This is a genomic window from Eilatimonas milleporae (assembly GCF_003688555.1).
Lineage (GTDB): Bacteria > Pseudomonadota > Alphaproteobacteria > Sphingomonadales > Kordiimonadaceae > Eilatimonas > Eilatimonas milleporae.
In genome coordinates, this window is record NZ_REFR01000013.1 from 20,251 (window position 1) to 44,448 (window position 24,198).

General features: G+C 62.8%; 19 protein-coding genes and 1 riboswitch. Of the genes, 13 read left to right on the forward strand and 6 right to left on the reverse strand.

The window, feature by feature from the left end; translation table 11 throughout:
• The first annotated feature begins 206 nt into the window (after nt 1–206).
• The 7 genes from BXY39_RS13110 to BXY39_RS13140 all read left to right on the forward strand — a co-directional run bounded on the left by BXY39_RS13110 (nt 207) and on the right by BXY39_RS13140 (nt 6,524).
• Complete coding sequence (locus BXY39_RS13110) at nt 207–1,526, forward strand: hypothetical protein (RefSeq protein ID WP_147453579.1); 1,320 nt, start codon at nt 207–209, stop codon at nt 1,524–1,526.
• A gap of 239 nt (nt 1,527–1,765) precedes the next feature.
• Nucleotides 1,766–2,935, forward strand: a complete 1,170-nt coding sequence (locus BXY39_RS13115) for an SPFH domain-containing protein (protein WP_121939351.1) — start codon at nt 1,766–1,768, stop codon at nt 2,933–2,935.
• Nucleotides 2,936–2,940: 5 nt separating this feature from the next.
• The gene (locus BXY39_RS13120) at nt 2,941–3,414 is read left to right on the forward strand and encodes an NfeD family protein (RefSeq protein ID WP_121939352.1); all 474 of its coding nucleotides are present in this window, start codon (nt 2,941–2,943) and stop codon (nt 3,412–3,414) included.
• 260 nt (nt 3,415–3,674) lie between these two features.
• Nucleotides 3,675–4,028: a cupin domain-containing protein gene (locus tag BXY39_RS13125; RefSeq protein WP_121939353.1), complete on the forward strand. Its 354-nt coding sequence runs from the start codon at nt 3,675–3,677 to the stop codon at nt 4,026–4,028.
• Between the two features lie 59 nt (nt 4,029–4,087).
• Nucleotides 4,088–4,957, forward strand: coding sequence for a cyclase family protein (locus BXY39_RS13130; RefSeq protein WP_211332244.1), 870 nt, complete (start codon nt 4,088–4,090; stop codon nt 4,955–4,957).
• A 92-nt stretch (nt 4,958–5,049) separates the two neighbouring features.
• On the forward strand, nt 5,050–5,709 hold the full coding sequence (locus BXY39_RS13135) for a TetR/AcrR family transcriptional regulator (protein ID WP_170163835.1): 660 nt from the start codon (nt 5,050–5,052) through the stop codon (nt 5,707–5,709).
• Nucleotides 5,706–6,524, forward strand: coding sequence for a dienelactone hydrolase family protein (locus BXY39_RS13140; RefSeq protein WP_121939356.1), 819 nt, complete (start codon nt 5,706–5,708; stop codon nt 6,522–6,524). The genes BXY39_RS13135 and BXY39_RS13140 overlap by 4 nt, the downstream gene beginning before the upstream one ends.
• 132 nt (nt 6,525–6,656) lie before the next feature.
• Here BXY39_RS13140 and thiC read toward each other — a convergent pair whose 3' ends face one another.
• The 5 genes from thiC to rpsD all read right to left on the reverse strand — a co-directional run bounded on the left by thiC (nt 6,657) and on the right by rpsD (nt 12,930).
• A complete protein-coding gene (gene thiC, locus BXY39_RS13145; RefSeq protein ID WP_121939357.1) occupies nt 6,657–8,561 on the reverse strand; it encodes a phosphomethylpyrimidine synthase ThiC in 1,905 nt (634 codons plus the stop codon).
• A riboswitch (TPP riboswitch) is annotated at nt 8,559–8,692 on the reverse strand. It overlaps the preceding gene by 3 nt.
• Nucleotides 8,693–8,768: 76 nt before the next feature.
• Complete coding sequence (locus BXY39_RS13150; RefSeq protein WP_121939358.1) at nt 8,769–9,401, reverse strand: LysE family translocator; 633 nt, start codon at nt 9,399–9,401, stop codon at nt 8,769–8,771.
• Nucleotides 9,402–9,466: 65 nt separating this feature from the next.
• Complete coding sequence (locus tag BXY39_RS13155; RefSeq protein ID WP_121939359.1) at nt 9,467–11,557, reverse strand: S9 family peptidase; 2,091 nt, start codon at nt 11,555–11,557, stop codon at nt 9,467–9,469.
• 105 nt (nt 11,558–11,662) lie between these two features.
• The gene (locus BXY39_RS13160) at nt 11,663–12,160 is read right to left on the reverse strand and encodes a GNAT family N-acetyltransferase (protein WP_121939360.1); all 498 of its coding nucleotides are present in this window, start codon (nt 12,158–12,160) and stop codon (nt 11,663–11,665) included.
• Between the two features lie 158 nt (nt 12,161–12,318).
• Nucleotides 12,319–12,930 (reverse strand): 30S ribosomal protein S4, encoded by a 612-nt coding sequence (gene rpsD / locus BXY39_RS13165; RefSeq protein WP_121939361.1) that lies wholly within the window; start codon nt 12,928–12,930, stop codon nt 12,319–12,321.
• 425 nt (nt 12,931–13,355) lie between these two features.
• On the opposite strand from rpsD, the gene BXY39_RS13170 reads away from it, so the two are divergent.
• On the forward strand, nt 13,356–15,047 hold the full coding sequence (locus BXY39_RS13170) for an ATP-binding protein (protein ID WP_121939362.1): 1,692 nt from the start codon (nt 13,356–13,358) through the stop codon (nt 15,045–15,047).
• Nucleotides 15,048–15,132: 85 nt separating this feature from the next.
• Here BXY39_RS13170 and BXY39_RS13175 read toward each other — a convergent pair whose 3' ends face one another.
• Entirely contained in the window at nt 15,133–16,029 is an 897-nt protein-coding gene (locus BXY39_RS13175) for an NAD(P)-dependent oxidoreductase (protein ID WP_121939363.1), read from the reverse strand.
• A gap of 203 nt (nt 16,030–16,232) precedes the next feature.
• Between BXY39_RS13175 and BXY39_RS13180 the strand changes: the two genes are divergently transcribed.
• The 5 genes from BXY39_RS13180 to BXY39_RS13200 all read left to right on the forward strand — a co-directional run bounded on the left by BXY39_RS13180 (nt 16,233) and on the right by BXY39_RS13200 (nt 24,176).
• Nucleotides 16,233–18,758, forward strand: a complete 2,526-nt coding sequence (locus tag BXY39_RS13180; RefSeq protein ID WP_121939364.1) for a penicillin acylase family protein — start codon at nt 16,233–16,235, stop codon at nt 18,756–18,758.
• 241 nt (nt 18,759–18,999) lie between these two features.
• Nucleotides 19,000–19,926 carry a flagellar motor protein MotB gene (locus tag BXY39_RS13185; RefSeq protein WP_121939365.1) on the forward strand — a complete coding sequence of 309 codons (927 nt, stop codon included), beginning with the start codon at nt 19,000–19,002 and terminating at the stop codon, nt 19,924–19,926.
• 208 nt (nt 19,927–20,134) lie between these two features.
• Nucleotides 20,135–21,973 carry an SLC13 family permease gene (locus tag BXY39_RS13190; protein WP_121939366.1) on the forward strand — a complete coding sequence of 613 codons (1,839 nt, stop codon included), beginning with the start codon at nt 20,135–20,137 and terminating at the stop codon, nt 21,971–21,973.
• A 29-nt stretch (nt 21,974–22,002) separates the two neighbouring features.
• On the forward strand, nt 22,003–22,731 hold the full coding sequence (locus tag BXY39_RS13195; RefSeq protein WP_121939367.1) for an arginyltransferase: 729 nt from the start codon (nt 22,003–22,005) through the stop codon (nt 22,729–22,731).
• A 233-nt stretch (nt 22,732–22,964) separates the two neighbouring features.
• The gene (locus tag BXY39_RS13200) at nt 22,965–24,176 is read left to right on the forward strand and encodes a TRAP transporter substrate-binding protein (RefSeq protein ID WP_245999181.1); all 1,212 of its coding nucleotides are present in this window, start codon (nt 22,965–22,967) and stop codon (nt 24,174–24,176) included.
• Nucleotides 24,177–24,198 lie beyond the last annotated feature (22 nt).

The window sequence follows — 24,198 nt, forward strand, 5'->3', positions numbered from 1 at the left end:
TGCCGCCATCCCGCACGCGGGAAATGACGTGTCTCGGGCACAAGGCAACGGCAATGGTATCGACACTGACAGTCGCGGCGGCGTTGGTGGCGGCACGCCATGACGAACATCCCTAAATAAATTGTATGTTTTCTACTTATGCTATATTAATCAAATGTATTAACCAGTTGTTTCTTCAATCGCTTTTCAAGGAAGGGGAAAAAGCCATGAAGACCAGCCTGCATCGTTTTGTCCTGATCAGCGCGGTGGCCGTGCCCGTCTGGCTGGCGGCGCCGATGACACCGGCCACGGCGGCGGACCGGGACGGCGACGGTATCGAGGACCCGGTGGACCCGGACATGGACGGTGACGGCATCGCCGACGACCCCAACGGCAACGGCAGGGTCGACCCCGGCGAGGACGGCAGTCCGTTCGATCTGGATAATGACGGTATCCGCGACGAACTGGACAAGGACATGGACGGGGACGGCACCCCCAATGACCGGGACCCCTTCCCCCGCGATTATGACGATGACGGCCTGCCCAACGATGTCGACCCCTTTCCACGCGATCATGACAATGACAACATCCCGGACAGCGAAGACGACGACGATGATAATGACGGCATCAAGGATGCCGACGATCCCAGCCCGCGCGACGGTATCGCCGACCCGGATGGCGACGGCCTGATCGACACGCCGGTGCCGGGCGTTCCCCTGCGCCCCGGACAGCGCGATCCCCATCCCGGCGATCATGACAATGACGGCAGTCCCGACAACGAGGACGACGATGACGACAATGACGGTATTCCGGACAGCCAGGACCGCTATCCGCGCGACCATGACAATGACGGTATCCCCGACGGCACCGACAGGGATGACGACAATGACGGTATTGCCGACGGCCGGGACGCCAGCCCGTACGACCATGATAATGATGGAAACGACGACAAGGATGACAGCGATGACGACGGGGACGGGACACCGGATATCCGTGACCCCCTGCCCCATGACCATGATAATGACGGCGAACCCGACCGCACGGACAGCGACGACGACAATGACAACAGACCCGACACGGCGGAAGACACCAATGGCAACGGGCGGGTGGATGCAGGTGAAACCAGCCCGGTCAACAGGGACACGGACGGGGACGGAACCCCCGACGGCGAGGACAGCGCGCCCCTGAACGGCGGCATGGCCGGTGACCTGGACGGCGACGGCGTCGACGATGTCGCCGATAGTGACGATGACGGCGACGGCATCAACGATGCGGATGACGCCCACCCTCGCGACCTGGACAATGACGGCGATCCGGATGTCACCGACCCCGACGATGACGGCGACGGTGTCCGCGACAGTGTGGAACGCCAGGCCGGGTCCAACCCCCGCGATGCCGCCAGCACACCAGGTGCCATATCCACCGCGCCCGGCCGAGAGACAGCAATTGGCGGCGGGGTTTCCGTGACGGCGCTGATTGCCTCCCTTCTGGCCGGACTTCTCGGCGGCCTGATCGGTGTGCGCCTGTTCAGGCGGCACGACGGCTAGGACCAAGAAGGCGGCCGGCCCGGCAAAGGCGGGCCGGATAGAAGCAATTTGCATATGCAAATTGTATATGCAAATTGCGGGCGCGGCGCGGCGTGAACACGGCACCACCTTGAACCGGGCGGTGACACCGCAAATATGCCCTAAAGCCCTTTCAGGCACCGCAAACGGACCGAAAGGGCTTTAGGAAAACGGCAAAGGCCGTTGCAAACGCGCCTGCGAAAGCAGGCAGGGGGAGCTTTATGGTAGAAACACTGATCCTGTTCGGTGTCCTGATACTGGTCGCCGTCATTCTGGTTTTTTCCGCCGTCGTTCTGGTACGGCAGGGCAATGAATACACGCTGGAACGGCTGGGCCGGTTCGTGAAGACACTGCGCCCCGGCTTTCATGTCATCATCCCCTTCATCGAGCGCATCGGTGCCCGCATCAATCTGATGGAGCAGGTGCTGGACATTCCGACCCAGGAGGTGATCACCCGCGACAATGCCATGGTGGCCGCCGACGGGGTGGTGTTTTTCCAGGTCATGGATGCGGCGAAAGCGGCCTATGAGGTGCGCAATCTGAACCTGGCCATTCTCAATCTGACCATGACCAATCTGCGGACGGTGATGGGGTCCATGGATCTGGACGAACTGCTGTCCAAGCGGGACGACATCAACGCCCGCCTGATGAGCGTGGTGGACGAGGCCACCCAGCCCTGGGGGGTGAAAATCACCCGTATCGAGATCAAGGACATCGCGCCGCCCCGGGATATCGTAAACGCCATGGCCCGCCAGATGAAGGCCGAGCGCGAGAAACGCGCCGCCATTCTCGAGGCCGAGGGCCAGCGGGAATCCGAAATCCTGCGCGCCGAAGGCGAAAAGCGCGCCGCCATTCTGGAGGCCGAAGGCCGGCGCGAGGCCGCCTTCAAGGATGCCGAGGCACGCGAACGCGAGGCCGAAGCCGAGGCGAAGGCGACGGAAATGGTCTCGACCGCGATCGCGGCGGGCGACGGACAGGCGATCCAGTATTTCGTGGCGCAAAAATATGTGGATGCGCTGAAGGATTTCGCCGCCTCGCCCAATGAAAAGCTGGTCTTCATGCCGCTGGAAGCGTCCAGCGTGATCGGAGCGATCGGCGGTATTTCCGACCTGCTGGGCGACATCGGCGGCAGGGCCGGCGGCGGCTCCGGTGACGGGCGCGGAACGGGGCGCGGAAAAACCCCCGCGCCCCTGGACAATGACAGAGCCCACAGGCCGTCCCCGGACAGCTCTGCATCCCCTGCACCCTTTGGGTCGTCCGGGTCTTCCCGGGCGTCCGCATCGTTCGGGACACCGCGGATGACCACCGGCTACGGCGCAATGCCATACGGCCTGGCGGACACCGGCGGCACACGCCGCACCAGCGACAGCGGCATCCCGACGGTGGAGTGACGATCATGGAAGGAAGTCTGGAAGGATTTATCAGCTGGCTCCTGGCCAATGGCGCGTGGCTGTGGCTGGCCATCGGACTGTTGATGCTGGCGGGCGAAATGGCCCTGCCCGGCGTCTATCTGCTGTGGATCGGACTGTCGGCCATGGTCACAGCGGGTTTTGCCGCGCTGCTGCCGGACCTCGGCCTGGTATGGCACGGGCTTGTCTTTGTCGCGCTGGCCGCCGGGTCGATCTATTCCGCCAACCGGTTTTTCTACGGGCGGCGCGGCGAGGCGGACGAGGCCCGCGTCAACCGGCGCGGCGGGCAGCATGTGGGCCGGGTGCTGACCGTGGTGGCGCCCATTGAAAACGGACGCGGCCACGTACAGATGGGCGACACGCGCTGGCTGGCCAGCGGCCCGGACACGGCGGCGGGCGCCAGGGTCCGCGTGACCGCCGTGGACGGCAGCCTGCTGATCGTGGAACCGGTGGAGGGCTGAGGCCCTTCCGCCCTCCCCCGACAGTGAACGATCGCTGACCGATTATTGGCGGATCATTGGCCGATCAGGTGACGGTAACCGCGCGTCTCGCGCATCGCATCGCTTAGGCCGACGGCAAAGGCGGTGATGTCGGCCTTCCGCTGTGGCGGGCATGGCGACTGTCCCTGTCAGAAAACTGTCCCAGCCTGTCCGGCATTGCGCCCTTCAAACCGGGCCGCACAATAGGATAGTGTTGCGGGATCAACGGTGCGGAGACATCCATGGCCATCAATGTAACGGAAAAATTCAACGCCTTCAGCGACCGGTGGCAACCCAAGCGCATCGCCGGGCTGAACGATTATGACGTGCGCATCGCCAAGATCGAGGGGGAGTTTGTCTGGCACGCCCATCCGGACACGGACGAACTGTTCCTGATCTGGAAGGGCGCGATGGATATACAGTACCGCGACAGAACCGTGTCCTTGAAGGAAGGCGACCTGCATGTGGTGCCGAAAGGCACGGACCACCGGCCGGTGGCGCACGGGGAATGCTGGATCATGATGATCGAACCGTCGGACACGGTGAACACCGGCGATACCGGCGGCGAAAGAACGCGCGCGGTGGAGACACTGTGAGTAGCAGGGTGAGTACCGGCTGACGGCGGCCCGACCGCCGGATTTGAAGGGGAAAAGACATGACAATCTTTCGGCGCCATCGGGGTCCAATCCGTACCACACACGGTATCAGGAGCCTGCCACCGCGTATAAAAGCCTGCGCGGCCATGCTGTTCGTGGCGGCCGGGGTCTTCGGTCCGGCGGCGCAGCACGCCGCGCGCGCAGCCGACACCATTGTCGATCTCAGCCATGCCTACGGGCCCGACACCATTTACTGGCCGACGGCGGAAAAGGGGTTCGAGCATACCGAGCTGGCTTACGGCGAAACGCCGGGGGGCTATTTCTATTCGGCCTATGCGCTGGCGACGGCCGAGCATGGCGGCACCCACATGGATGCGCCGATCCATTTTTTCGCCGAGCGGCGCACGGTCGATCAGATCCCGGTCGGCGACATGGTGCTGCCGGTGCGGGTGATCGATGTCTCGGCCCGGGCGGCGGCTGAGCCCGCCTACCGCCTGACGGTGGCCGATATCACGGCGTTTGAAGCCGCGCACGGACCGGTCCCGGCCGGCAGCGCGGTTCTGATGCGCACGGACTGGTCAAAACGCTGGCCGGATACGAAAGCCTATATGGGCGACGACACGCCGGGCGATGCCTCAAACCTGATCTTTCCGGGGTTCGGCGCGGAGGCGGCGCGCCTGCTGGTGGCGCGCGGCGTGAAGATGATCGGCGTTGACACCGCCTCCATCGACCATGGGCCGTCGACGGATTTCATGGTCCACCGCGTCGTGGCGGACGCCAACATTCCGGCGCTGGAAAACCTGACAAACCTGGCAGACCTGCCACCGACCGGTGCGACGCTGATCGCCCTGCCGATGAAAATCACCGGCGGATCCGGCGGACCGGCACGGGTGATCGCACTGGTCCCGGAACAGGACGGGCGCGACTGAAGGGCTGGTACCAGCCGGGCCCGCCACCAGCGATTTTGCCATGCAGATTCCGCTTGACGATGGATCTCTCACTCGTAAATATAATCACTGTTATGCCAAAAAAAATCGACCTCACCGCACAGCGCCACATGATCACCGATGCCGCCATCGGCGTCATCAACCGGACCGGGCTGGACGGCGCCCGCCTGCGCGACGTTGCCCGTGCCGCCAATGTGACGACCGGTGCGGTGACACACTATTTTGACGGCAAGGACGCGGTTCTGGAAGCAACGCTGGAGGAAGTTGTCCGCCGCACGCTGAAACGGATGACCGCCGCCACCGGACCCGGTGCCACCGAAAGTCCGGAACGCTTCATCCAAAGTGTCTGCGGGTATCTGCCGCTGGACGCGGAGAGCCGGGGCGAATGGCGCGTCTGGCTTGCCTTTTGGGGCCGCGCCATTTCCGACGAACGCCTGGGCCGCGTGCACCAGGGGTATTATCGCGGCATCACGCACCGGCTGATCACACCGTTGCGGGCGCTGGCCCCCGAGGGGCGCAAACCATCCCGCAAGCGGGCACTGGCATGCGCGGATGGCCTGATCGCCGCACTGGACGGCGTTGGCACCCGTGCCACGCTTGAACCGGATCTGTGGCCGCCCGACCGTCAAAAGGAAACCCTGACCGGCCTGCTGCTGCCGTTGCTGACGGCGTTTACCAACGGCACGGACACTCCGCCCCATGATCAAACCAGGCAAAAGGATGACGCGTCATGACCGCACGCAATCAACGGCGGGACGATCCGCTTGACGATTTCGACCGCCGCGCGATTACGCTGAACGGCACCACGAAAAACGTGTATGTGGCCGGCCACGGGCCCGGCGTCATCGTCATGACCGAAATGCCGGGCATCAGCCCCGATGTGGCGCGCTTCAGCCGCTGGGTGCGCGATGCGGGGTTCACGGTCCATATGCCGTCCCTGTTCGGCCGTGACGGCGCCGTGCCGGACGCCGAGGAAGGCGGCGCCGTGTTCAGGAAGGCGTGTGTCAGTGCGGAATTCCGGGCTTTTGCCGCCAATGGCTCAAGCCCGGTGACGCAGTGGCTGCGCGCACTGGCCCACCTGGCGCATGAAGAGTGCGGCGGGCCGGGCGTGGGCGCCATCGGCATGTGTTTCACGGGCAATTTCGCACTGACGATGATGCTTGAACCGGCGATGCTGGCACCGGTTCTGTCGCAGCCGTCGCTGCCGCTTGACGATCCGGCGGGGCTGGAGATCGCGCCGGATGAGCTTGCCGCCGTGCGCCGGCGCCTTGACCGGGACGATCTGAGCGTGCTGGCCTACCGGTTTGAAGGGGACCGGTTTTGCAGGGCGGAACGCTTTGCCGCCTATGCCGAGGCGCTGGGCGACCGGTTTCAGGCCCGCGTCCTGCCGGACAGCGCCGCCAACCCGGATGTGCCGCCATTTTTCGCGCAGCATGTGCAGTGCGCGCACAGCGTGGTGACAGCCCATCTGATCGACGAGGCAGGCCAGCCGACACTGGCGGCCCGCGACGAGATCTTGTCCTTTTTCACCGGGCGCCTTGCCCCGTAAGCCCCTGTGTTCCATGGCGGCCGCCGGGATAGCCGTCGGGATTTCCGTATAGTGCCGGTAGGCCGGCACCAAAGCGTAAAAAGCGCCCGCAGGCGCTTTTTAAGACGGCTTCAAGTTCGGGCTGTGTGCGGATTATTCCGCCGGACCGGGTGTCTTTTCCGCCGGCAGATACACTTCCGAACCGCGCTTTTTGAACTCGGCCGACATTTCGGCCATGCCGCGCTCGCGTTCCTCTTCCGACATGCGTTCCAGATCGCGTTTCTGGTTGTCCGTCAGGCCGTCGGCATAGTCGCGCACTTCCTGCGTGATTTTCATCGAGCAGAATTTCGGCCCGCACATGGAACAGAAATGGGCGACCTTGTGCGCCTCTTTCGGCAGGGTCTGGTCGTGGAAATCGCGGGCGGTTTCCGGGTCCAGGGACAGGTTGAACTGATCCTCCCAGCGGAATTCGAAGCGCGCGCGGGACAGGGCATCGTCACGGATCTGCGCCGCCGGGTGTCCCTTGGCCAGGTCCGCCGCGTGGGCGGCCAGCTTGTAGGTGATGACGCCCGCCTTCACATCGTCACGGTTGGGCAGGCCCAGATGCTCCTTGGGCGTGACGTAGCACAGCATGGCGGTGCCGAACCAGCCGATCATCGCCGCGCCGATGGCGGACGTGATGTGGTCGTATCCCGGCGCCACATCGGTCGTCAGCGGGCCGAGGGTGTAGAAGGGCGCCTCATGGCAGTGCTTCAGCTGCTCTTCCATATTGACCTTGATCTTGTGCATGGGCACATGGCCGGGACCTTCGATCATCACCTGCACATCGTGCTTCCAGGCGATTTTGGTCAGTTCGCCCAGCGTGCGCAGCTCGGCGAACTGGGCTTCGTCATTGGCATCGGCGATGGAGCCGGGCCGCAGGCCGTCGCCAAGGCTGAAGGACACGTCATAGGCCTTCATGATCTCGCAGATGTCCTCGAAATGGGTGTAGAGGAAGTTTTCCTTGTGATGGGCAAGGCACCATTTCGCCATGATGGAGCCGCCGCGGCTGACAATGCCGGTCACCCGCTTGGCCGTCAGATGGATGAAGGCCAGACGTACGCCGGCATGGATGGTGAAATAATCCACCCCCTGCTCGCACTGCTCGATCAGCGTGTCGCGGTAAATTTCCCACGTCAGGTCCTCGGCGACGCCGTCGACCTTTTCCAGCGCCTGATAGATCGGCACGGTGCCGATGGGCACGGGCGAATTGCGCAGGATCCATTCACGGGTGTTGTGAATGTTGCGCCCGGTGGACAGGTCCATCACCGTGTCGCCGCCCCAGCGGGTAGCCCAGACCATCTTGTCCACCTCTTCCGCGATGGAGGAGGTGACGGCCGAATTGCCGATGTTGGCGTTGATCTTGACCAGGAAATTGCGGCCGATGATCATCGGCTCGTTTTCCGGGTGGTTGATGTTGACGGGGATGATGGCGCGGCCGCGCGCGATCTCGTCCCGGACAAACTCGGCGGTGATGAAATCGGGGATTTCGGCGCCGAAATCCTCTCCGTCGCGGGCTGTTTTTGCGGCCTCTTCCGCCGCTTGCGCTCTCGCTAAATTCTCGCGCACGGCGACGAATTCCATCTCCGGCGTAATGATGCCGGCGCGGGCATAGGCCAGCTGGGTCACCGCCTTGCCGTCCCTGGCGCGCAGGGGCTGGACCTTCACCGGAAATTCGGGGGCGAGATATTTGTCATCCACATTGCCGTTGTCTTCCGGACGGATGTCGCGGCCGGTGTAGCGTTCCACATCGCCGCGCCCCTCGACCCAGTTTTGGCGCAACGGCGGCAGGCCCTTGTAGATGTCGATCTCGGCCGCCGGGTCGCTGTAGGGGCCGGAGGTGTCATAGACGCGCACCGGCGGCTCATTGGCCGTCGGGTGCAGATGGATTTCGCGCATGGGCACGCGCACATCGTCCATACGCTCGCTTGTCACATAGATTTTCTTCGAGCCCGGCAGCTCGCCGGTGGTGACGGAAAATCCGTTTGAATCGGTTTTCGGGTGTGCAGTATCAGGCATGGGTCAAGCTCCTGTCCCTTCGCTGGTGTCAGCCAGATCAGGTTCTAAGGGTCTGCCCGCTTGCCGGACACTCTCAGCCGTGGATTGCCTGACATCGGTAACAGGCGCGCACGGCTCCCCTCGGAACGGTGTTTAGGGGTCCTGTCTACGCCCGCCGCCGGTTAGCCGCAAGGAAAAGCGATATTTACAATTTTGGCGCGCGCACTCTCACGCGTCCGTCATCAGCCGGACGCCGAGGGCGGAGAGAAAGGCGCCCGTCACCCGGTCTGTCCAGGCCTTGACGCGCAGATAGGCATCGCGCAGCCGCCGGATGGAAAAGGCCCGCGCCACCGCCATATACCAGACGCATTCATTGACGAAGATCACGGCCAGCACCAACGCGACCGTGGCCGGGCTCGGGTCGGCCGGCAACAGCGTGACAAAGACCGAGCCGAAAAAGACCGCCGCCTTCGGGTTGGACAGTTGCGTCAGAATGCCGAGACGGATGCCCCGCCCCGCCCCGCGCTCGGGACTGTGGCCGGGACTGGCGGCGGCGGTGAGGGGGTCGCGCGCATGCCGCCACAGCATGACCCCGAGAAAGATCAGATACAGCGCCCCGGCCACCTTCATGCCCGCATACAGCCACGGCAGCTGCCGGAACAGCAGCGTCAGGCCGAACAGCGCGGCCATCGCCCAGATCACCGAACCGAGGCCGAGCCCGACGGCGATCCACGCACCGTAGCGGCGCGAGGCCGCGACCGAGGCCCGCGCCACCACCAGAAAGCTGGGGCCCGGACTGATGACCACCATCAAATGCACGGCGGCAAACCCGATCAGCAGCGTGGCGGTCTCCAGCATCATTCTTCTCCCCGTTTGCGTCATCTCTGCGCCCTGGCTGGCGGCAATGATATATCAGACCGGGCCGGTCACTCCTCAACCGGTGGAACCGGCGCGACAAAATCGGGCGCCTCCGCCCCGAACAGGTGATGGCGCATCCACAACAGCGCGTGTTCGGCAATCGCACGGCGGGTTTTCGGTTTGCGGGGCCCGTGGCCCATGCCGGCATAGACGACCATGTCGGCGGGCACGCCCTTGTCCCGCAACAGCTGGCGGAACTGGTACGCATTGGCGATGGGTACCCGTCTGTCATTTTCGCCGTGCTGGATCAGAACCGGGGTTTCCGCCCTGTCGATATAGGTCACCGGCGAGGTTTTGGCATAGACCGCATCGTCTTCCAGCGGGGTGGCGCGGAAATACTGGGTCGTGAACTGGGTGATGTCGGTGTTGTAATAATAGGTGCGCCAGTCGCTGATGCCCGCGCCCATGATGGCCGCCGTGCACAGGGTGGAATATGTGGACAGCATGGCGGAGATATGCCCGCCCTGGCTCCAGCCCAGACAGGCGATGCGGTTTTCGTCGACCAGACCGTCGGCGATCAGTTTGGTGACGCCGGCGATGATGTCACGCGCCGGGCCCAGCCCCAGATTGCGGCGGTTGCTGGTCTGAAACGCCTGGCCGTAGCCGGCGCTGCCGCGGTAGTTGACCTGAAGCACAAGGGCACCGCCCCCCTCGGCGGCCAGCACCTCGGGCGCGTAGATCGAGCGGGGCGAGGCGGCGGCCAGCGGCCGGTCGGTGCCGACGGGACCGCCATGGGTCAGAACATAGAGGGGATAGGCGCGTCCCTCTTCAAAACCGGCCGGCCTGGTCAGAACGGCCTCGATCTCCAGCCCGTCGTCACCGGTCCAGCGGATAAGCTCCTGCGCCGGCAGGTCGATACCGTCAAGCTGGGCGGAAAAATCGCTCAGGATCCGGCGCTTGCGTCCCTTGGCGGCCAGCAGAGCCACTTCCTCAAGGCCCGTTCTCGATGCCAGCCGCGCGGCAAAGGCCGACCCGTCCCGCGACACGCTGGGCAAAAAGACATAATCGCCGTCCCGGCTGATCCGGCGGGTACGGTCCCGGCGCACATCCCGCTCGAACAGAGCGCGGTCGGTCCGCTCGCTGGCGGAATAGCGCAGCACGTCGCCCTCAAACCACAGCAGGGCAGGATCATGCACGGTCATGTCGATCACCCGCGCCGGCGCCCCGTCCAGAGGGCGGATCACGATGTCGCTGTATTCGGCAAAGCCTTCGCCATTGGTGTAAGCGACGGCGCCCATATCCGCGCGCCACACGGGGGCCGATTTATAGCCCGGACTGTCGTCCAGAAGCGCCGGCTCGCCGCCAGCGGCGGGCATCAGATACAGGCGCCCCTTCAACAGATCGACCAGACGCGGGCTCGGCCATGTGGAAAAGGCGATACGTCCGCCGTCCGGCGACAATGTATAGTCGACGATGGAAAACGCCCGCCCGTCGGTCAGCTGCTCCGGCTCGCCCTCGGGCAGACCCGTGTCATCCAGGGCGATACGCCAGAGATGACGGTATCCGCCGTCGCTGCGCACCACCGTATAGTCGCCGTACCGCTCCTTGCGCGCCTCGGACTTTTTGCCGGCCTGGGTGTCGTCGCCGGTTTCGGACAGATAGTAAAGATAGGCGCCGTCGGCGCTGAACTGAAGATTGCCGGCGTCCTTGAGCGTGTCGGTGGCCTGGCGGGCCTCGCCGCCGGCGGGGTCGATCAGGTGCAGACGGCCGTCCCGCATGAAGGCCAGCGACCGGCTGTCCGCCGTCCAGGCGACCTCACCCACCGGCTTATCGGCAAAGGTCAACTGGCGCGGCGGCGTGCCGGACGCCGCGACCACCCACAGCTGGGTCCTGTCGGTATCGTCGTCAAAGGCGTTTTCAAACACCGTGAAGGCGATGCGGCTGCCGTCCGGGGCGATGACCACATCGCGCACGGAGCGCCGCGCCATGACGGCGTCCAGACGCGGCGAAACCACGAAACTGTCCGCCCCGGCCTTTTCGTCAGCCGGGCCTTCGGCGGGTTCGTCCGCCATTCGTGTTCCGGATGCCATGGCGGCACCGGTGCAAAAACCGGCAACGACCAGAAACCTGACAACCGCCGGCAGCACGCGCTTCAGCATTCTCGTCTCCCCCCTGAATGACGCCGTGGTGGCAGCCTATGACAGAAAGACGGCCCGGGCCAAGGTGCCGGGGGCGGAAAATCCGTTAAAACCTCAATCCATAAACTAAAGTTCTTTGATGAAATGCAATTCGGTCGTGTCCGAAATGTCACCGAGTGACCGCGTTTCATCCATGTGGTTGTAGCCTTCGCGGCGATAAAAACTGTGGGCGCGGGTGAAACGGCTGTCGGACCACAGCTCCATGGTCTTGCCGCCACGGCCGCGGGCGATCATCTCCACATGGTCCACCAGCGCCCGCGCGAACCCGCCGCCGCGCCGGTCCGCCTGGACGTAAAGGCGCTTCAGCTCGAACCGTCCGCCGCCATGATCGGCATAGGAGACCAGCGCGATAATCTCGCCGTCTTCCTCCACGACGAAGGCCTCGCCGCCAAGGGTCGCGATATGGCTGGCATAGGCACGCAGATCGCTGTCCAGATCGTCCAGATCGATCACCACGCCCTGGTCGGCATATTCGCGGAAACACCCGTCGATCAGACGGATGAGACCGTCGGCGTCACCGTCCCGCACCGGGCGCCAGTCATAATTCTCGTCAATACCGTGCATGGCCTCAGCCCCCCCTTTTGACTGAAAACAGTTATGATTTGACAATCTGATTGTCACAGGGTTCCGGCGCGGGCAAGACGGAATGAAATTACCGGGCACGAAAAAGGGGCGGCCCGAATACAGGCCGCCCCCTCATTTTTCCGGACTGTCCGGTCCCGTTAACGGGAGTAGAATTCGACCACCAGATTGGGTTCCATCACGACCGGGTACGGCACCTCGTCAAGGCTGGGCACACGCACGAAGGTGGCCTTCAGGCCCTCGACCGAGACATATTCCGGCACGTCGCGCTCGGGCGACTGGCCGGCTTCGATCACCATGGGGATTTCCCGCGCCTTTTCACGCACTTCCACCACATCGCCGGGGCGCAGCAGCGCGGACGGGATGTTGCAGCGGCGGCCGTTCACCAGAACATGGCCGTGATTGACGAACTGACGCGCGGCAAACACGGTCGGCACGAACTTGGCCCGGTAGACGATGGCGTCCAGACGGCACTCAAGGATGCCGATCAGGTTTTCGCCGGTGTCGCCCTTGCGGCGGTCCGCTTCATTATAATAGCGGCGGAACTGCTTTTCCGTGATGTTGCCGTAGTAGCCTTTCAGCTTCTGCTTGGCGCGCAGCTGTAGGCCGAAGTCGGAAATCTTGCCTTTGCGGCGCTGGCCGTGCTGGCCGGGACCATATTCGCGGGCGTTCACCGGGGACTTGGACCGGCCCCAGATATTTTCGCCCATACGGCGGTCAATCTTGTATTTCGCTTGTATACGCTTGGACATAGCCGAATCGCTCCTTTCTCTCAAGCGCCACAGACACGGTGTCGTATCGCCCGTATCGAACCATCCCCGGCACTGCATCGGCAGTGCGGGAACATCCGGGCGAGACGGCACATATTTGCCTGTGCGGACAGGACCACCGTTGGTCCTGCCCATTCGTGGATGGGCGGGGGATAGAGGCAGAGCCGGCAAAAGTCAACCGAAAAGCCGCGCAAAATCAGCGGCCGTCGTGCATTTTGACGCAAGGCCAAGCATTAAAGAAGTGTCATTAAGAATTAAGCAAGCCCTGTTCGCATAGTCTGGTCGCTCATTCCGGTAACGCGGTCAGGCCGATACCTGGGTCTGACCGATCATTCGGCTTGGTAAAATGGCCCCGGCCATTCGGGAAACCGGTCACGGACGGACACGGACGAATACGGCGGCACCGCATGAAGACACTGAAAAAACTGACCATACCGATTGTCCTGGTCATTGCCGGACTGGTCGTGATCTCGGCGGTTTGCGATCATCTTCTGATGCTGGACCGCCAGTGGGCGCTGAACACTCAGCGCGATCTGGTGCGGGCCCAGGCCTCCGTGGTCCACTCAAAAATAGAAAATGAAGCCAACAGCACTTTTTTCCTGATCAGCGGGCTCGCCGCGACGATCGGCAGCGATCTGTCCATCGGCAAGGAGGATTTCAAGATGCTGGCCGCCGATATTCTGAAACGAAAACCCTATCTTCAGAATGTATCGGCGGCGCACGATTTCACCATCAGATATGTCTACCCGCAGGCCGGCAACGAACAGATTATCGGCCGCGACTACAGAGACATGCCGGACCAGTGGCCGAGCATTCGCCGCGTGGCGGAAACCGGACATGCCGTACTGGCCGGCCCGGTCGATCTGGTACAGGGCGGCCAGGCCTTCATTGCCCGCTTTCCCGTGTTCGCGAACCCGCTGTCCTATGGCGGCGGGGCGTCCGACACCCCGCTTTGGGGCATATTGTCCATGCCGATCCGTCTCGGCGCCTTCTACCGTCAGACCGGGATTGAAAAGGCGCATTCCGATATCCGGATCGCCCTGCGCGGTACCGATGGGCAGGGGGAACGGGGCGCGGTCTTTCTGGGGCGCGAGGACTGGTTCGCCGCAGGATCGGACGCGGTGCTGATGACCATTCGCCTGCCCGGAAACGGTGAATGGATACTGGCGGCCAAGCCGACGAACGGCTGGATCGTCGAAGGACCGGACACATATCTGATCTACGGCACCTGTATCCTGATCGCGGTCATCTATATCGCCGTGGTGTCCCTGATCCTGGGATATATCCGCAAGGAACGGCACCAGCGCCAGCTAGAAGGGGACATATCCGAAGCCAAATCTCATTTCATCGCCAATATGAGCCATGAAATGCGCACACCGCTGAACTCCATCATCGGCTTCATCGACCTGACGGCCACCACCACGCCGCTGACCGACAAGCAGCGGGATTATCTGGAAACCGCCGGCGACGCGGCCCACCATTTGCTGCGGATCGTCAACGATACGCTGGACCTGGCCCTGCTTCAGGCCGGGCGTCTGTCCATCGTGACCGAACCGGTGGACATCGCCGGACTGGTGTCGCGCTGCGGTGCCGCGGCAAAGCGCAAGGCGGCGATCAAAGGTCTGGATTTTATCTGCACCCTTGAAAACGGGATCGAGACAGCGGCCCTGACAACCGACCCGTCCCGCGTGCGGCAGATCGTCGACAATCTTCTCGACAACGCCATCAAATTCACATCGTCCGGCAGCATCAATCTGTCCGTCCGCATCGCAACGCCGCCCTCCGAGCAGAACGGCGCCGCGCCCGCCGAAATCGTGATCGAGGTCCGCGACACCGGGTGCGGCATCGCGCCCGAGGCCAAAAGCAGAATGTTCGGACGGTTCGAACAGGTGCACAAGGATTACGCCCGCAGCAACAAGGGGGCCGGCCTCGGCTTGGCCATCTGCCGCGACCTGGCCGCGCGCCTGGGCGGGCGGATCACCCTGGAAAGCGATGTGGGCAAGGGCTCGATGTTCCGTCTCTTCCTGCCGCTGGACCCGCCGGCGGAGGAAAAGGGAACCGGCAAGCCACCCGCGCCGGAAGACGACACCATGCTTTAAGGCGGGGCGCTTTAAGTACAGGACGGTGTTCGTGACCGGCAGCCTTGCCGTCCGCGCGTTGTCCTTCACAAGGGGTATCAAATCGTTAGTCCCGGAGGCGGCGGATCAGGCTGGAGGTGTCGTTGCGCCCGCCGCCCATGGCCTGGACATCGCCGTAAAACTGGTCCACCAGCGCGGTCAGGGGCAGACTGACACCCAGACGCCGCGCCTCATCCAGAACGATGGCCAGATCCTTGCGCATCCAGTCCACGGCGAACCCGAAATCGAACTGGCCTTCGATCATGGTGTGCGCGCGATTGTCCATCTGCCAGCTTTGCGCCGCGCCTTTCGAAATCACATCGACAACCATGTCACCGTTCAGCCCCGCCTCAAGCCCGAAATGCAACGCCTCAGACAGGCCCTGAAGAATGCCGGCGATACAGACCTGATTGACCATTTTGGTCAACTGGCCGGAACCGGCCGGCCCCATCAGACGCACGGAACGGGCATAGGCCTCCATAACCGGCCTGACCCTGGGAAAGGCGGCTTCGTCGCCGCCGCACATCACCGTCAGGGCCCCCGATATGGCCCCGGCCTCACCGCCCGAGACAGGGGCGTCGATAAAGGCGACATCACGCTCCACGGCCGCCGCATCCATGGCACGGGCACAGTCGGCACTGGCCGTTGTATGGTCGACAAAAACGCTGCCCGGCCGCATGCCGGCGAACGCCCCGTCCTCGCCCAGGCAGACGGCGGCGACATCCTTGTCGGCCCCCACACAGGCAAAAACGAAATCGGCGCCCCCGGCGGCCACGCGCGGCGTATCGGCAAACGCGGGGGGCGCATCCTGCGCGGCACCGCCCGCATCCCTGTGATGCGACACCCATTCCTCGGCACGGGCACGGGTGCGGTTATAGACCGTCACCTCGTGGCCGGCACGGACCAGATGACCGGCCATGGGATACCCCATGACGCCAAGACCGATAAATGCAACCTTGCTCAATGGTCTCTCCCCGCTAAACTCATGCCTGTAAACGGCCCCGGCCGGTCGCCGATGACACAGCCGAGAGTATAAATGGCAAATTGGCCATACGATATGCCTGCATCCATGACCGCCGAAAGGTTAAACAGATAAGCGGAGCCGGGAACAGAGTCCAGCGCCACGCCCGGCCTGCCAGCCCGATACGACCAAGGAGACAAGCCCCCATGCGTGCTGTTAAAATCAGCGGACTGATTCTTGCCGGACTGATCGCGGTCATTCTATTCATCGGCTATGGCGTGATGCGTTCCAGCCTGCCGCAGACGGCTGGCACGGTGACATTGCCGGGTCTGACGTCACCGGTGACCGTCGCCCGCGACGCCCATGGCGTGCCGCATATTTCCGCCGCCAACGCACAGGACCTTTTCTTCGCCCAGGGCTATGTCCATGCCCAGGACCGGCTGTGGCAGATGGATTTCAACCGCCGTGTCGGCAGCGGCCGCCTGGCGGAAGTGATGGGGCCCGCGGTGCTGGATCTGGACAAATATTTCCGCACTCTCGGCTTCCGGTCCCGCGCGGAAAGCGCCTATGCGCATTTGAACGCCGAGGCGCAGGCGATGCTGAAGGCCTATGCCGCAGGGGTGAATGCCTTTCTGGACACCCGTCGCGGTGCCCTGCCCCCCGAATTCATGCTGCTGGGCGCGGAACCGGACCCATGGTCCCCCGTCGATACGATGGTCTGGCAGAAAATGATGTGGCTTGACCTGTCGGGCAACATGGGCACCGAACTGGCCCGCGCGCGGGCACTGATGGCATTGCCGCCGGAAAAAGTCGCAAGCCTGTATCCGACCTATCCCGGCGACAGCGAAGCCCCCCTGCCGGCCCTGGCCGATATTTTCGAGGATTTGCCCGTCAAACAGCTCTCAGAAGGCTTCATGCGGGAAAAACCGGCTGGCTACGGGTCCAACAACTGGGTGGTCGACGGCAGTCTGACGACCACCGGCAAACCCCTGCTGGCCAATGACCCCCATTTGGGTCTGTCCACCCCGTCCATCTGGTATCTGGTGCGGCTGCACAACAGGGCGCTGGACGAAAATGTCGTCGGGGTCAGTTTTCCGGGCTCGCCCGGCGTGGTGCTGGGCCGCAATGACCGCTTTGCCTGGGGGTTCACCAATACGGCGCCCGATATCCAGGACCTGTATGTGGAAAAGCAGGTCGGCGACACACAGTATCTGACGCCGGACGGACCCGCGGATTTCATCATCCGCGAGGAAGTCATCAAAATACGCGGACAGGCGGATGTGACCCTCACCGTGCGGGAGACGCGCCACGGTCCCGTGGTGTCGGACGTGGTCAGCGCGGCGCGCGATGTCATGAAACCGGGCTATCTTCTGTCCCTGCGCTGGACGGCCCTTGATGCCGAAGACAGCGCCGCCATCGGCATCGCCCGGCTGAACGGGGTCCAAAATTTCGAGGATTTCAAGGCGGCGGGCCGCTATTATTTCGGGCCGCAGCAGAACATGATTTACGCCGATGTGGACGGTAATATCGGCTATCACGCCCCGGCGCGGGTGCCGGTGCGCCGTCCGGACAATCCCATTGGCGGGCGCCTGCCGTCCCCCGGATGGGACGCGCTGTATGACTGGCAGGGCTTCATACCGTATGAGGACCTGCCCACGCGCTACAATCCGGACGGCGGCCTGATCGCCACCGCCAATGAAAAAATCGTCGCAAACGGCTATCCGCATTTCATCACCCGCGACTGGTCCCTGCCCTATCGCGGCAACCGCATCCGTCATCTGCTGCGCAGCGGCGCGCCGCACGATACGGACAGTTTCGTCCGCCTGCACATGGATACGGTCTCGGACATGGTACGCGACGTGAAACCATGGCTTCTGGCGCTGGCCCCGCAGGATAATCCGCTGGTGGCGGCGCTCAAAGCCTGGGACGGGGACATGGCGGCCGACAGGTACGAACCGCTCATCTTCCAGACATGGCTGCTGACCTTTCAGGAAAAACTGATCGCCGACGAACTGGGCGACGATCTGTATCCCCTGTTCCGGCGCCTGAAACCGCGCCTGCTTAAAAGCGCGCTTTACTGGTCCGGCCCAATGTCTGGCGGTCAGATGGCCGGCGATCCGGTGGACACGGATGCTTATTTTGCCCTGCCCGTTCTGGACAAGGATGTGTCCCTGTCCTGGTGTGACAATGTCACAACCGGGGACCGGGCCGAGACCTGCAACATGCTCGTCGCCGATGCATTGAGCGAAACGCTGATCTGGCTGAACGGCGGCGATGTCGCGGACGATAACGTGGATAAGGTTCTGGATAATGTGCTGAACAATGTTCTGGACAATGTGCTCGGGAAACAGAAATGGGGCGACAGTCATATTCTGACACAGGCCCATAGACCTTTTTCGCAGATCCCGCTCATCGGCAACTTTTTTCACCTGAAGGGCGCACAAGGCGGCGGCCGCTACACCATCAATGTGGCCGGCAGCAGTGCCGATCCGGATACGCTGCACGCCTCGGGCTTTGGCCCCAGCTATCGCGGTATTTTCGACCTGAGCGATCTGGACAAATCGCTCTATATCCAGCCGACGGGTCAGTCGGGGCATCTGCTGTCACCGCATTATGACGACCTGTTCCCACTATGGCGGGAAGGCCGTTATATCCGGATTCCGACGAACAGTCCGGTGCCGGACGGGTCATCCGTCCTGACACTGAAACCGTCCCTGAAACCGGCCCCGTGAGCGGAAACCGGCGACAGAGGTGACGGCCATGACATGGCCGTTTCGCTGTCCGCCGGTCCGGGCTGTTTCATTGCAGGGTGGAAAACCGCACGCAACGGCACTTGACGCGGGGCGGCAAACATGTCGGAAACTATGGAATTAGCCGGATATTAACCATACATTGTAACACTGGCATCCGCATGGATCCGATATCCATGACATGCGGGCCGCACCCGGAGCGGTTTGAAGAGTATCAGGCAGTATGTCGGACAGTAATGAACAAAGGCCGATCATCAAGAAGGTGATCAAGGTGGAAGGCGGCGGCCATCATGGCGGCGCCTGGAAGGTGGCCTATGCCGACTTCACCACCGCGATGATGGCTTTTTTCATGTTGCTGTGGCTGCTGAACGTGGCCCCGCCGGAAACCCTGATGGGGCTGGCCGATTATTTTTCACCGACAACCGCCGCCACATCCGGCACATCCGGTATCGAAGAACTGAACCCGCCGACGGAAGACGGCAGGGGCCTGAATGCCTCGCCCATCGTGGTGATCAGCAATCCCGGCACACCGCAGGACAATGCCGGCCCCAGCCAGGGCCGCGACAGCGGTGCCGACGCCGACCAGCAGTTCGAGCCCGGCGGCAACATCAACGACGCGCTGGCCGAACGCATACGGGCACAGGAAGACAATGATTTCAACGTGACGCAGGAAGAACTGCGCATTGCCATTCAAGCGTCTCCCACATTGGTGCAGCATTCCGATCAGGTGATCATGGAAATCACCGAAGACGGCATGAAAATCCAGCTTATCGACCGGGACCGCCGACCGATGTTTCAGCCCGGCACCGCCACCCTGTTCGATTTCGCCCGCGAGCTCATCGCCGAAATCGGCGAAGCCGTGCAAAGCCTGCCGAACCGCATCAGCGTGCAGGGCCATACCGACAGCGGTAGTTTTCGCCGGCCTGACGGCTACAACAACTGGGACCTGAGTTCCGAACGCGCGAACGCGGCCCGCCGGGTTCTGGACGGTTCGGGCGTCAGCAGCGATCGCATCTTCGAGGTGGTCGGCAAAGCCTCAAGCGATCCGCTGTATCCCGACACACCGGGCCGGTCGGAAAACCGCCGTATCACCGTATTGGTGCTGCGCGAGGCGCCGGTGGTTCCGCCCGGAATTGCAAGCGACCGGTAAAACGCCCTGCTCTCCTTACGTCCGCAACACGGTTTGTGACGATCCCGCTTGCCGCCCCCATATCCAGTCTGTAACACTGCCGGTTTGTAACACTGACACGGGCACACGCTGAAAGCGTTACAGCCGGCGCCTGGGGCGCGGCGCGCCGTGATGTCCTGCGGTGTCTGCGCTACAGTGACGACATGTTTAAAGGGCCGACCTCCGTTTTATGGAACTGATTACGCCGACACTGCAAATGTGGTTGACGTTCGCGATCATTCTGGGCGCGATCGCGGCGTATTCCTATGACCGTATTCCTCTGGAAATTTCATCGATCACGACCGTTGCCCTTCTGCTGCTTGTCTTCGAATTGCTGCCGCTCACCGGCGATGACGGCACGCCGACCGTCACCGTCAGACAGCTGCTTGCCGGCTTTGCCGACCCGGCGCTGATCACCATCATGGCGCTGCTTGTCGTCGGCCAGGGACTGGTGCAGACCGGTGCCCTTCAGGGACCGGCACGGGCCCTGATGATTCTGGGGGCACGATATCCGGCGGGCACCGTTATATTGTGTTTTCTGGTGGTGATGATCGTCTCGGCCGTTCTGAACAACACCCCCGTCGTCGTCATGTTTATTCCGATCATGGCAGCCCTTGGTGAAAAACTGGGTCAGCGCGCGGCAATGGTGATGATGCCGCTGAGCTTTGTCGCCATCCTCGGCGGCAACATGACGGTCATCGGCTCCAGCACCAATCTGCTGGCCATCGGTGCCTATGGGCGCGCGGGCGGCGAGGCGGTGGGCTTTTTTGACTTCACCGTGCCGGGCACCGTCCTCGCCTTTACCGGTCTGTTGTATGTCATCACCATCATGCCGCGCCTGCTTGTGGACCGGTCGGGCATGGCGAAACAGCTGGCCGGCAGCAGCGGCAAGCAATTCCTGTTTCAGATCGAACTGGAACCCTCCAACAAAATGGTCGGGCAGCAGGCGGTTGCCGGACTGTTTCCCGGCCTGAAGGACCTGACGATCCGCATGATCCAGCGCGGACCGGAAAAACTGCTGCCCCCTTACGATGATGTGACCCTGCGTACGGGCGATGTGGTCATGGTGGCCGCCACCCGCAGCGTGATGATGGATATGCTGAACGCCAGCCCCGACATGCTAACCAGCGCCGAGGGAGAAACGGACGAGGACAGTGAAAACGACGGCGGACGGCGCATGGTCGCCGAAGCGGTGATCGCGCCGGCCTCGCGCCTTGACGGACGCACGCTGGCCCAATCGGGTTTCCGGGCCGAAACGGGATGTACGGTTCTCGGCGTACAGCGGCGCAGCCGCATGATTCGCGCCGCCCTGTCACAGCTCAGGCTGGAGGCGGGCGATGTGCTGCTTGTCATGGGAACACGGACCAATGTGATGTCCCTGCGTGGAAACCGGGATGTCCTGCTGATGGAATCGTCCGCCTCGGACGTGCCGCATCAGGAATTCGCCCCCCGCGCGCAGTGGATTTTCGCCGGTGTCGTCCTGACAGCCGCCAGCGGGATGCTGCCCATCACCATCACCGCCATCGTCGGCGCGGTTCTGATGCTGATCACACGCTGTCTGAATGTCCGTCAGGCCGGCCGCGCCATAGATCGGCGCGTTTTCACCATCGTCGGGGCCGCTCTCGCGCTTGGGACGGCCCTACAGGGCACCGGTGGGGCCGCCTGGCTGGCCCACACGGTGATCGAAGTGCTGCGCGGCGCGCCGGTCTGGGTACTGCTGTCGGGCTTTTTCCTGCTGGTGGCACTGCTGACCAATGTGTTGTCGAACAATGCAACCGCCGTTCTGTTCACACCGATCGCTCTTTCCCTGGCGACGGAATTGGGTGTGCCGCCCATGCCCTTCCTCCTTGCGGTAATCTTCGGCGCGAACTGCAGCTTTGCAACGCCCATGAGCTATCAGACCAATCTGCTGGTCATGGCGCCCGGTCACTATCATTTTGCCGATTTTGTGCGAGCTGGGACACCGTTGATTTTTCTTGTCTGGCTGGCTTTCACAATCTTCGTGCCGTGGTATTATGGCCTCGTTTAAGGCATGACAGCCCGGCTTGCGGAGCGCCAATGACCGATCAGGGACTGCAATTTCCTAAATTCTACGTCACGGCCCCGGCGCCGTGTCCCTATTTGTCAGGAAAGGTCGAGCGCAAGGTTTTCACCGAGCTGCGCGGGCCGGATGCCCCCTCCCTGAACGAGGCGCTTGGCCGGGTCGGCTTCCGCCGCAGTCAATCCGTGGTCTACCGCCCGGCCTGCGAAGGGTGCACGGCCTGCGTATCCGTCAGGGTGCGCGCCAGGGATTTCACCCCGAGCCGCTCGCTGAAACGGATCGCCCGCCGCAATACCGATCTGAAAAGCGTTCTGCGCCCGGCGCATGTGACGGAAGAACAATACGACCTTCTGCGCCATTATCTGAACGCCCGCCATGCGGACGGCACCATGGCCGACATGAGCCAGGGCGAATATCGCGACATGGTGGAAACCAGCCCCGTCAAAACGGCCCTGATCGAATATCGTCGCAGTCTCGACAACAAGCTGATGGCCGTGGCCCTGACGGATGAACTTTCAGATGGTTTGTCAATGGTTTACAGCTTTTTCGATACGTCCGAGAATGGCCGTAGCCTTGGCACCTACATGATCCTCAATCATATCGACAGGGCCATGAAAGACGGCATGCCCTATGTCTATCTCGGCTACTGGGTCGAAGGCAGCCGCAAGATGGATTACAAACGCCGCTTCAATCCGCTGGAACGGCTGGGACCGGAAGGCTGGTTCGATATGCCCCCGGTGAAATAGCACGCCCATCCGGCACAGCGGTCCATCCGGCCGGAAGTGCCGCCCGCAGGCTGGCGTATCCGTTTGATCGTTTCCCTTCCGTTACCGGTTTTCCCTTTTTAGGGAAATTCTCCGATCAATCCCGTGTCATCATGCGCCATGCCCTCTTGTTGTCAGCGCGAAGACTTCTATACTGTGGCGCCAAAATGGGACTGTCGGGCAAAACCCGGCTGTCCACCAGGGGAGGTTCCGGAGTGCCAAAGAAAACCGTCAATCAAGACCAGCTTAACAAAGCCAGACGATCGGAGGCAGGCACCCCCGCACCGGCCCCACATACCGTCAGCCGCCGAACGCTGATCCGGGGCGCCGGCGCCATCGGCGCCGCCGGGCTTGTGGCGGCTTGCGGCCAGGGCGGCAGCACACCCGACGGCCAGGAACAGGGCGGTGCCACGGCAGTGGCGCGGCGGAAACGGGCCCTCACCATGGTGACAGCCTGGCCGAAAAACTTTCCCGGCATCGGTACGGGGGTCGAACGTCTGGCCCGGCGTATCGCTGATCTGTCGGATGGACGCCTGACTGTCAGGGTCTATGCCGCAGGCGAACTGGTCGGTGCGCTTGGCGGATTTGACGCCGTTTCACAGGGCAAGGCCGACATGTACCACGCTGCCGAATATTACTGGCAGGGCAAGTCACCCGCCTTCAATTTCTTTGCCGCCGTACCGATGGGAATGACCGCCAGCGAGATGGCTGCCTGGATCCGTTTTGGCGGCGGACAGGAATTATGGGACGAACTGGCCGCCCCGTTTAACGTCAAACCCATGATGGCGGGGAACACCGGGGTTCAGATGGGCGGCTGGTTTGCCCGCGAAATATCGTCGCCCAAAGATTTTCAGGGTCTGCGCATGCGCATGCCCGGCCTCGGCGGCGAGGTCATGGCAAGACTGGGAGCCACGCCGGTCACCAAGCAGGGCGGCGAAATCTTTCAGGCCATGGCACAGGGCAATCTTGACGCAACCGAATGGATTGGCCCCTGGAACGATCTGGCCTTCGGCTTCCATACCATTGTGAAAAACTATTATTATCCGGGTATTCACGAACCGGGCACCACACTGTCTCTCGGCATCAACAAGACACTGTGGGAGGATTTGAGCCCCCAGGACAGAGCCATTATCCAAAGCGCCGCCGATGCTGAAAACGATATCATGTATGCCGAATTCAATGCGAACAACGCCCGGGCGCTGGAAACCCTTGTGAAGGATCACGACGTCACGTTACGCCGTTTTGACAATGCCATTCTGCGACGTCTGGCTGAAATTTCGGCCGAGGTTCTGGCGGAAGCGGCCGCCAGGGACGAAATGACAGGCCGCGTCTTTAACAGCTTCCAGGCGGCCCGTGCGGGCGGGATGCGCTGGGGCGAAGTGGCCGAAGAGGCTTTTACCAGCGCCCGTCGTCTGGCCGACCTGTAGACGGACCGCGCTTCATATGGCT

Coding starts and splice junctions, on each gene's coding strand:
- BXY39_RS13135 (WP_170163835.1), top strand. CDS start 5,050: ATGCCAAAAAAAATCGACCTCACCGCACAGCGCCACATGATCACCGAT.
- BXY39_RS13150 (WP_121939358.1), bottom strand. CDS start 9,401: ATGATGCTGGAGACCGCCACGCTGCTGATCGGGTTTGCCGCCGTGCAT.
- BXY39_RS13180 (WP_121939364.1), top strand. CDS start 16,233: ATGCGTGCTGTTAAAATCAGCGGACTGATTCTTGCCGGACTGATCGCG.
- thiC (WP_121939357.1), bottom strand. CDS start 8,561: ATGCCTGATACTGCACACCCGAAAACCGATTCAAACGGATTTTCCGTC.
- BXY39_RS13115 (WP_121939351.1), top strand. CDS start 1,766: ATGGTAGAAACACTGATCCTGTTCGGTGTCCTGATACTGGTCGCCGTC.
- BXY39_RS13140 (WP_121939356.1), top strand. CDS start 5,706: ATGACCGCACGCAATCAACGGCGGGACGATCCGCTTGACGATTTCGAC.
- BXY39_RS13195 (WP_121939367.1), top strand. CDS start 22,003: ATGACCGATCAGGGACTGCAATTTCCTAAATTCTACGTCACGGCCCCG.
- BXY39_RS13155 (WP_121939359.1), bottom strand. CDS start 11,557: ATGCTGAAGCGCGTGCTGCCGGCGGTTGTCAGGTTTCTGGTCGTTGCC.
- BXY39_RS13170 (WP_121939362.1), top strand. CDS start 13,356: ATGAAGACACTGAAAAAACTGACCATACCGATTGTCCTGGTCATTGCC.
- BXY39_RS13160 (WP_121939360.1), bottom strand. CDS start 12,160: ATGCACGGTATTGACGAGAATTATGACTGGCGCCCGGTGCGGGACGGT.
- BXY39_RS13125 (WP_121939353.1), top strand. CDS start 3,675: ATGGCCATCAATGTAACGGAAAAATTCAACGCCTTCAGCGACCGGTGG.
- BXY39_RS13120 (WP_121939352.1), top strand. CDS start 2,941: ATGGAAGGAAGTCTGGAAGGATTTATCAGCTGGCTCCTGGCCAATGGC.
- BXY39_RS13185 (WP_121939365.1), top strand. CDS start 19,000: ATGTCGGACAGTAATGAACAAAGGCCGATCATCAAGAAGGTGATCAAG.
- BXY39_RS13130 (WP_211332244.1), top strand. CDS start 4,088: ATGACAATCTTTCGGCGCCATCGGGGTCCAATCCGTACCACACACGGT.
- BXY39_RS13190 (WP_121939366.1), top strand. CDS start 20,135: ATGGAACTGATTACGCCGACACTGCAAATGTGGTTGACGTTCGCGATC.
- BXY39_RS13110 (WP_147453579.1), top strand. CDS start 207: ATGAAGACCAGCCTGCATCGTTTTGTCCTGATCAGCGCGGTGGCCGTG.
- rpsD (WP_121939361.1), bottom strand. CDS start 12,930: ATGTCCAAGCGTATACAAGCGAAATACAAGATTGACCGCCGTATGGGC.